8 protein-coding genes are annotated in these 8,195 nt (G+C 64.5%); 2 read left to right on the forward strand and 6 right to left on the reverse strand.

What is annotated here, in order from left to right:
• Position 1 precedes the first annotated feature (1 nt).
• Positions 2–1,009, forward strand: coding sequence for a bestrophin family protein (locus ABIE08_RS22955; protein WP_354554373.1), 1,008 nt, complete (start codon positions 2–4; stop codon positions 1,007–1,009).
• A 551-nt stretch (positions 1,010–1,560) separates the two neighbouring features.
• Here ABIE08_RS22955 and ABIE08_RS22960 read toward each other — a convergent pair.
• The 6 genes from ABIE08_RS22960 to ehuB are packed head-to-tail and all read right to left on the reverse strand — an operon-like array spanning position 1,561 to position 6,288.
• A complete protein-coding gene (locus ABIE08_RS22960; protein WP_354554374.1) occupies positions 1,561–1,944 on the reverse strand; it encodes an ectoine synthase in 384 nt (127 codons plus the stop codon).
• 24 nt (positions 1,945–1,968) lie between these two features.
• Positions 1,969–3,279 carry an amidase gene (locus tag ABIE08_RS22965; RefSeq protein WP_354554376.1) on the reverse strand — a complete coding sequence of 437 codons (1,311 nt, stop codon included), beginning with the start codon at positions 3,277–3,279 and terminating at the stop codon, positions 1,969–1,971.
• A gap of 10 nt (positions 3,280–3,289) precedes the next feature.
• Positions 3,290–4,060 carry an amino acid ABC transporter ATP-binding protein gene (locus ABIE08_RS22970; protein ID WP_354554378.1) on the reverse strand — a complete coding sequence of 257 codons (771 nt, stop codon included), beginning with the start codon at positions 4,058–4,060 and terminating at the stop codon, positions 3,290–3,292.
• Positions 4,057–4,722 carry an ectoine/hydroxyectoine ABC transporter permease subunit EhuD gene (gene ehuD, locus ABIE08_RS22975; RefSeq protein WP_354554380.1) on the reverse strand — a complete coding sequence of 222 codons (666 nt, stop codon included), beginning with the start codon at positions 4,720–4,722 and terminating at the stop codon, positions 4,057–4,059. The genes ABIE08_RS22970 and ehuD overlap by 4 nt, the downstream gene beginning before the upstream one ends.
• Positions 4,719–5,381, reverse strand: a complete 663-nt coding sequence (gene ehuC, locus ABIE08_RS22980) for an ectoine/hydroxyectoine ABC transporter permease subunit EhuC (protein ID WP_354554382.1) — start codon at positions 5,379–5,381, stop codon at positions 4,719–4,721. Before ehuC ends, ehuD begins: the two co-directional genes overlap by 4 nt.
• A 58-nt stretch (positions 5,382–5,439) precedes the next feature.
• Positions 5,440–6,288 carry an ectoine/hydroxyectoine ABC transporter substrate-binding protein EhuB gene (ehuB, locus tag ABIE08_RS22985; protein ID WP_354554384.1) on the reverse strand — a complete coding sequence of 283 codons (849 nt, stop codon included), beginning with the start codon at positions 6,286–6,288 and terminating at the stop codon, positions 5,440–5,442.
• A gap of 233 nt (positions 6,289–6,521) precedes the next feature.
• On the opposite strand from ehuB, the gene ABIE08_RS22990 reads away from it, so the two are divergent.
• Entirely contained in the window at positions 6,522–7,934 is a 1,413-nt protein-coding gene (locus ABIE08_RS22990) for a PLP-dependent aminotransferase family protein (protein ID WP_354554386.1), read from the forward strand.
• The last annotated feature ends 261 nt before the right edge of the window (positions 7,935–8,195 follow it).

Consider the following 8,195-nt stretch of genomic DNA (forward strand, 5'->3'; position numbering starts at 1 on the left):
CATGCACGTCGGAAGATCCTATAGGCCGATCGAATTTGCGCTGTGGTCGCGCGGCAGCATCCTCTTCATGGTGCTGGTAAGCCTCTGTGCCATTGGGGCCTACAGCATCCCCTCGATTGCGGGCTTTTCCGTACCCTGGCCGATCATCGTCGTTTTGGGCACGACGGTGTCGCTGATGGCCGGCTTCAAGAATTCACAGGTCCTGGCGCGCAGTAGCGAGGCTCTTCAGGCCTTTGCCCAGATCTCGGCGACCAGCCGCATGCTGTCGCGCTTCTGTTGCGATTTCACAGACGAGCCCACCAAGCGCGCGCTAGTCTATCGTCATATCGCCTGGATGACGGCACTTCGCTTCTGCCTGCGCCGGCCGATGCCCTGGGAATCCATGGGCCGGAAATCTAATGCCGCGTTTCGCGAACGATACCGCGTCATCGAGGACACGACGTCTCTGTCCGACGAACTGGCGGCATTGCTGGGTCACGATGAAGCGGCAAAGATCCTGAAAAGCGGCATGCTCGCAGCGCCCCTGCAATTGCTCAACCAGCAAGGGCACCAGATCAATCTGCTGTTCCGCGATGCTGGCCTGGCGCCGCAAGTCTACACCGAATTGCTCAAGCTGCTGCGGGACTTGCATGACCAGCAGGCCCGCTGCGACCGGATCAAGAACAGCCCCTACCCGCGCCAATATGCCATTGTCAGCACGATGTTCGTGGCGATCTTCTGCACGCTCCTGCCCTTCGGCGCAGCGCCGGTCTTCGCGGAAATGAGCAGGCTGAGCGGCGTGTGGGGTGTGATCTCGATCTGGTTGACCATTCCATTCAGCACGCTATTGGGCTGGATGTATATGTCGCTCGACCAGGTCGGCGAGAGCACATCCAATCCCTTCGAGGGAGGCGCGAACGACGTCCCGATTTCGCAGATTTGCCGAGAGCTCGAGATTGAGTTGCGTTCTGCCATGGGCGAGCTCGACTTGCCCATGCCCCTTCAACCTATCAACGGCATAGCCACCTAGCTGATAGCGCTCTGTGACAATGGGGCCGGCGCATGAGCGACGGCAGTCGTTTGGCCTAGCTGGCCAAGAGCGGAAAGCCCAAGGGGAATGCGTCTTCGCTAGACCCTGCTCTTGGCGAGACTTCTCAATTGCCTGCCCGTCACACACACCAGCCACAATGCCAATGCGCAGTCGTTCAGAGTGGATAACGCGCCTGGCACTAAGGTCGCCGTGTCATACCAGAAGGCAGAGATGTCCGCCTTCCGGTAGCGCCAACAGTCTGCGACGGGGCGTAGATGGGTGCGCCGGCCGGCAGCAACGGGGCCGGGAGCAGACTGTCAGGTCTTGGCGGCGGTCATGCCCATAGCTGCTACTCGGCTCGACCCTACATTAGTCGTCCGGCGCCCTGTCTTCTCTTTCCGAGTACCTACCGTTCGTTCAGCTGCGGACAACGTCACAGCAACAGCGGAAGCGGCTATTTGGAATGACCACTGCCGATCAAGCTACCGAGCTCCGCCCTCCGCTGGTGGGAGGGCGGGCGCACGGCGAAGGCCTGTCGTTGGGCAACGACGCTAGGCGGGATCGTAGCCGCCATGCGCATTGTGGGTCTCGGTGCCAGCCAAGGGCGGGTTGAAGACGCAGACGAGGTGCAAATCGCCCTTCAGCGCCCGCAGGATGTGCTCGTCATGCTGGTCGAGCGCATAGACGGTGCCGACCGCGATCGGATGCGTCTTGCCGGTGGCGACGTCGAAGACTTCGCCGGCGCCGGCGATGCAGTAGTTCGTCTCGTAATGCTCCTTGTAGTGGCAATGCACTTCAGAGCCTTCCGGCACGACCGTGTGGTGGACGGAATAGCCGAGCCCGTCGCCCTTCACGATCAGCCGCGTGCTTCGCCAGCTGTCGGTGACGACATGGCGGTCGGTCTTGCGCAGGTCTTCGACGTCGTGAACGATCATGATCTTGCCTTCTGTGGTTCGGTTTCAGCGATGGGAAGAAGCGAGAGCGGCCTCGGCCGAGGCGGCGAGGGCGAGCAGGGCGCTGTCGTGACCGTTCCGCCCTGTCAGCATCAGCCCGATTGGTTGGTCCGGCGCGATGGGAAGACTGACGCTCGGCGCATCGATGCGATTAGCCACCTCGGTCAGCCGGAAGGTCAGGCGGTTGGCGGGGTAGTAATGTTCGTCGTCCGAAACGTCGTCGACGCGCGGCGGCAGGATCGGAACGGTTGGCGTCAGCAGCGCGTCGAAGCCTTCGAGGTCGCGGTGATAGGCCTTTGCCAGTCGCGCAAGCTCCTGCTGGGCGCGGAGATAGGCGACGGCGGCAACTTCCTTGCCAAGCTGGATGCGCGGGCCGACACGCGGATCATAGTCCGCCGCGCGGCTCTCGAGATGAGGCTGGTGCCAGGCGAAGGCCTCGGCGACGATGAGACCGCCCTCGACGGCGATCCGGCCATAGCTCTCCAGCTCCGGCCAGTCGCGCTCAACGATTACCGCGCCTGCCTGTTCGAGCGCCTTCACGGCGTCGTTGAAGCGGGCAGTGACCACCTCATCGGCGGCATCGAGCGCGAATTTTGGCGGCAGCAGGAAGCGGCGGCCGCGCAGGTCGGCGGGCTGGATCGCCGTCTCGCCGGTGATCGCCTCGTCGACGCGCGCGCATGTCTGGATATCGCGGGCTAGAAAGCCCGGGACGTCGAAGCTTGACGACAGCAGCAGCAGCCCCTCATCCGGGTAGCGCCCCTTGCTGGGTTTGAAGGCGGCGAGGCCGCAAAAGGCGGCCGGGATGCGGACCGAGCCGCTGGTGTCGCTGCCCAGCGCCAGATCGGCAAAACCGAGCGCCACGGCGACGGCGCCGCCTGATGTCGAGCCGCCGGCGATTCGCTCGCGCGAGGGATCGAGCGGGGTGCGCGGCGTGCCGAAATGCGGATTGAGCCCGAGCGCGCCGAAGGCGAACTCGGTCATGTTGGTCTGGCTGGTGATGACGGCGCCGTTCGCCCGCAGCCTGGCCACCAGCGCGGCGTCATCCTTCACCGGCAGCGCGTCCCGGAGAAGCTTCGCCCCGGCGGTCGTCGGCCAGCCGGCAACATCGAAGCAGGCCTTTGCCGCGACGGTCAGTCCATAAAGCGCCGGTCGGGCGGACGGGGATGCCGCCAGCGTATCCCAGGCCGCCGCTTCCCGCAGCGCGGCTTCATCGCGTCGACGGAGAATGGCCAGCCTGGCGTCTTCGGGGTGCGCGTCGATCCGCGCCAGTTGCTGCGCGACGTTGTGGCGAAAGTCGCCGGCCAGGGTCTGCGTCATGATCTCGCTCTCAGCTCAAATGGACGGCGCGCAGGAACGCGCGGGTGCGCTCGTTTCGCGGCTCGTTGAGGATTTGCTGCGGTGTCCCGTCTTCCAGGATCCGGCCACCTTCCATGAAGCAGATCCGGTCGGCAATCGCGCGGGCGACGCCGATCTGGTGCGTGACGACGACGATCGTCAGGTCGCGCTCATGCGCCAGCGCCCGCATCACTTCCAGAACCTCGCCGACGCGTTCGGGATCGAGCGCCGAGGTGGCCTCGTCGAACAGCATGATCTTCGGCTCCAGCGCCATGGCGCGGGCGATGGCGACCCGCTGCTGCTGGCCGCCGGAAAGCGTCGCCGGATAGTTCTGCAGCTTGTCGGAAAGCCCGACCTGCGCCAGCAGCGCAGTCGCGCGCGCCTCGGCCTCGACCTGCGACAGGCCCAGCACGTGGCGCGGCGCGGCGGCGACATTGCCGAGCGCGGTCAGGTTGGGAAACAGGTTGAAGTTCTGGAACACCATGCCGACCAGCGAGCGCATGTCGCGCAGGTGCTTTCGCGTCGGCTTGATGCGGTGCTTGCCGCCCGCCGCGTCCCAGAGCGGCCGGCCGTCGAGGCTCACTTTGCCCTCGTCGATATCCTGCAGCGCCATGATGATGCGCAGCAGCGTCGACTTGCCGGAGCCGCTCGGGCCGATGATCGCGACCTTCTCGCCGCGCGCGACGCGAAAGTCGAACTGGTCCAGCACGACGGTCTGGCCGAAACGCTTGTCCACTTTGTCGAAGGTGATCATGTCGCTCATGCGTAGCGGGCTCCGAGGCGCTCGCGCAGCAGGAACACGGCAAACGCCGCGATCAGGCTCATGACGAGATAGGCGATTGCTGCCATGGTCATCGGCTCGACATAGCGGAAGCTTTGCGAGCCGGCGTCATTGGCGGCGAACATCAGTTCCGGGACGGTGATCGCGGCCAGGATCGGGGTATCCTTGAGCATGGTGATGAAGGTGTTGCCGAGCGAGGGAACCAGCGGCGCGATCGCCTGCGGCAGGATGAGGTAGCGATAGGCGGCGAACCGCGAGAAGCGCAGGCTTTCGATCGCGTCCCACTGGCCGCGTGGGATGCTGTCGAGCCCGGCGCGGTAGGCTTCCGCGACATAGGCGCCGTGATAGAGGCCGAGCGCCAGGATGCCGGTGGTTACCGGCTCCAGCACGATGCCGGCATCCGGCAACACGAAGAATAGGACATAGACCTGGATCAGCAGCGGCGTCGACCGCAGCAGTTCGACCAGCCCGCGCCCGAGCCAGGCGAGGGCGGTTTGCCTCGAGCGGCCAAGCGCCAGCAGCACGGCGCCGATGACCAGCGAGGCGAAAAAGCCGCCGATCGTCGCGATGAAGGTGACGACCGCGCCGCGCAGCAGCGCCGGCAGGATCTCGGCCGCGAACGGCCAGGAGAAGATCTCCGTCATGCCGGCTGACCCGTCTGGCGGCCGCGCGACAGCCCCTTTTCCATCCGGCGCATGAAGCTCGCCGCGATCAGCGAAATGACGAGGTAGATCGCCAGCGTCACCAGCAGCACGTTGCCGGAGCTGTAGGTCTTGGTGATGATCGATTTCGCCTGGAAGGTCAGGTCGGGAATGGTGATCAGCGAGACCAGCGAGGTCGCCTTGATCAGCTCGATCAGCAGATTGCTGAACAGCGGCATCATCATGATCAGCGCTTCCGGCAGCACGACGATGCGCAGCGTCTGGAAATAGCTGAAGTTGAGCGCGGCGGCGGCGTCCAACTGGCCCTGCGGCACGGCCTGGATGCAGCTTCGCACCACCTCCGCGCCATAGGCGCCGAAGCAGAGCCCGAGGCCAAGCGTCGCGCATTGCAGCGGCGTCAGGTCGATGCCGAGATAGGGCAGGACGTAGAACAGCCAGAACAGCTGGACCAGCGCCGAGGTGCCGCGGAAGAACTCGACATAGACGCCGGAGGCGATGCGGAGCACGCGCAGCTTCGACGATCGCGCCACGCCGGCGACGATTGCCAGAACCAAAGCGAGCAACGCCGAAAGGACCGACAATGTGACGGTCCACCAGACGCCGGCCAGAAAATCGAAGCGGTATTCCCAGATCAGGGCCATCAAACCGAACTCGAAAACGGGACGCGCATCTTCGGACGCGCGCCCCGGTCAGGGAAGGTTATTTGCAGAGTTCGGCGAGCTTGACCGTGCCGTCGGGAATGTCGGCCGCTGTGAAGCCGTAGGGCTCGCCGATCTTGGCGGCCTCGCCCGAGGTCAGGATCACGGCGAGGTGCTTGTTGAATTCGTCGACGAAGGGCTGGTCTTCGAGGCGGAAGGCGTAGCTGCCGATGCCGATCGCCGGCCTGCCGTCGATAATCGCCTGCTCGAACGGGATCGCGCGCTCAACGGCGGGATCATTGGCGGTCTTGATCGTCGACTGGACGGTGACGCCGGTATTGAGGAAGGCGTCGATGCGCTTGGTCTTCACCGCCGCGAGCAGCGAGGCGACGTCCGGCAGGGTGACAAGCTGGTCCTTGGAGACGCCGGCGGCCAGCGCGTGGTCGGCGATCGGGCCGCCGCCGGTCAGGTAGCCGAGCTTGATCGCCGGATCCTTGGCGATGTCGGCGTAGCTGTGAATGCCCTTCGGGTTGCCCGCGGCCACGATGATCCCGTCATTGACGAAATGCGTCGGCTCGGCGAAGGCGACCAGCTTGCAGCGGTCGGGGCGGATGTAGAGGTCGGAGGCGATGATGTCGAACCGGCGCGCCTGCAGGCCGGGGATCAGGGCGCCGAACTGGGTCGGCACGGCTTCGAGCTCGACCTTGCCGATCTTGGCGAGGACGGCGTTCAGCAGGTCCACCTCATAGCCGGTCAGCTTGCCGTTCGGCCCGGTGACGATGAAGGGTTCCTGCTCGGCAAAGCCGACGCGGACCGTCTTGCCCGCCTTGACGTCGTCGAGAAGGCCGGCGGATGCGCCGGAGAGAGAGGCGAGCAGAAGCGCTGCGCCGACGAGAGCCGATCTTATCATGCTGGTATGCTCCACACCGCCATCATTTGGGTCACACAACCATACAAATAGTACGAAATATCGGAAGAATGTATGTTTCAAATGTATGGCAAAGTGGCGACTTTTCGCCCCTCAATTCCGTCGAAGGGCGGAATGGAATTACTTCCCATTCGGATCGGTAGGCCTGTAGCTTGTGACAGGCGCGAACGCGGGATATCTGCAACGCCATACAAACGCGTGTCGCGGAGATGCACATGGGACGTTCCCCGTCGATCGGTCCTGGCAGTCCCCGATGGAGCCCGAGGCTGGAAGAAGCCTCGCCGTCCAAGCATCAGGGCATCTTCGACGCCCTTGTTGCTGATATCGCCAGCGGCCGGCTGCGGCCCGGCGATCGTCTGCCGCCGCAGCGCGCGGTCGCCGCCGCGCTGGGGGTGGACCTTACCACCGTCACCAAAGCCTATAGCCGCGCGCGCGAAGAGGGGATCATCGACGCCACGACGGGGAGGGGATCTTTCGTCGCGGGCGAGCCCCGTCCCGCCAGCACTCTCGCGGGTGTTGCGGCAGGGGCGATCGATCTCAGCAAGAATAGCCCGCCAAAGCCGCAGGATTTCCAGCGCGTTCTGGCGCGGGATATCGGCCAGGCCTTGTCCGGCAGCGACGAATCCCTGCTCGATTATCAGGAAACGGGCGGCAGTTGGACCAATCGCTCAGCAGGGGCGACGTGGCTCAGTCAGCGCGTCGACGGCTGCGCGCCGGACCGCGTGATTCTGGCCTCAGGGGCCCAGAGCGCCCTGTTCGCCATTTGCCATTTGCTGTGTCGCGCCTCCAGACATGTGGCAGTTGGAGAGTTCTGCTATCCGGGAATTCACACGGTCGCCGTCCAGCAGGACCTCGTGCTCGTTCCGCTGGCGATGGATGGCGAGGGCATCCTGCCGGCCGCGTTCGAGGACGCCTGCCGGCTTCAGTCGCTCGACGCGTTGTACATAACCCCGACTGCTGACAATCCGACGACGGCGAGTCTCTCTGAGCTACGCCGGCAGGAGATCGTCCGGATCGCCCGCAAGCACGCGGTTTCGATTATCGAGGATGATCCCTACGGCGCTTTGCTCGATACGCCACCCACGGCGATCGCTTCCCTTGGTCCGGACATCACCTGGCATATCGCGACCTTATCGAAATGCCTGACGCCGGCCCTGCGTTTTGGCTATGTCGCAGCGCCCTCGCCCAAACGGGCGCAGGAATTGGCGGCGACGCTGCAAGCCATGACGATGATGGCGTCGCCATTGCTGGCCGGCATCGCCACGCGGTGGATCCGTTCCGGCTTCCTGCGGGAAATGTCAGCCGCCATCGGCGCCGAGAACGTCGGCCGGCAAGAACTCGCCGCGTCGATCCTCTCCGGAATGAGATTGGCAGCCAATCCCTCCGCTCCCCATCTCTGGACGTCGCTCCCCAAACCCTGGCGGGCCGTCGATTTTGTCCGTCAGCTGGAGCATCGCGGTGTACTGATCGTCGCCGGTTCCAGTTTTTCGGTCACGTCGCCATCCTCGGAAGCCGTCCGCATTTCATTAGGTGCTGCGCCAGATCGTGAGGTGTTGGAAACAGCGCTGCAGAGCATCAGAAGCGTGCTCTCTCAGCCGCCCCCCGATACGCGCCGCGCTATCGTTTAACGCATTCGAAGGCTGGCCCGATGGAAGGCTGAACTCTTGTGGCTCGATCATCACTGCTGCAGCGTGTGTCTGGATATTGGGGCACGCGCGGCCCACTCTCCCGCCTCAGCCAGCAATCGTGGCCGCGCATGCGCCAGGCTGTCGAGACAAGGTCATAGAGAAAGCACCGTGGCCGCCCAAATCCAGGCGGCCACGTAGCCAATCACATGCAGCCAGCGACGTATTCGTACTTGTCGGCAAGTTCCGGTTGGTCGGCGCTGA

Source organism: Kaistia defluvii, from assembly GCF_040548815.1.
Lineage (GTDB): Bacteria > Pseudomonadota > Alphaproteobacteria > Rhizobiales > Kaistiaceae > Kaistia > Kaistia defluvii_A.

Coding starts and splice junctions, on each gene's coding strand:
- ABIE08_RS22955 (WP_354554373.1), top strand. CDS start 2: ATGCACGTCGGAAGATCCTATAGGCCGATCGAATTTGCGCTGTGGTCG.
- ABIE08_RS22960 (WP_354554374.1), bottom strand. CDS start 1,944: ATGATCGTTCACGACGTCGAAGACCTGCGCAAGACCGACCGCCATGTC.
- ABIE08_RS22965 (WP_354554376.1), bottom strand. CDS start 3,279: ATGACGCAGACCCTGGCCGGCGACTTTCGCCACAACGTCGCGCAGCAA.
- ABIE08_RS22970 (WP_354554378.1), bottom strand. CDS start 4,060: ATGAGCGACATGATCACCTTCGACAAAGTGGACAAGCGTTTCGGCCAG.
- ehuD (WP_354554380.1), bottom strand. CDS start 4,722: ATGACGGAGATCTTCTCCTGGCCGTTCGCGGCCGAGATCCTGCCGGCG.
- ehuC (WP_354554382.1), bottom strand. CDS start 5,381: ATGGCCCTGATCTGGGAATACCGCTTCGATTTTCTGGCCGGCGTCTGG.
- ehuB (WP_354554384.1), bottom strand. CDS start 6,288: ATGATAAGATCGGCTCTCGTCGGCGCAGCGCTTCTGCTCGCCTCTCTC.
- ABIE08_RS22990 (WP_354554386.1), top strand. CDS start 6,522: ATGGGACGTTCCCCGTCGATCGGTCCTGGCAGTCCCCGATGGAGCCCG.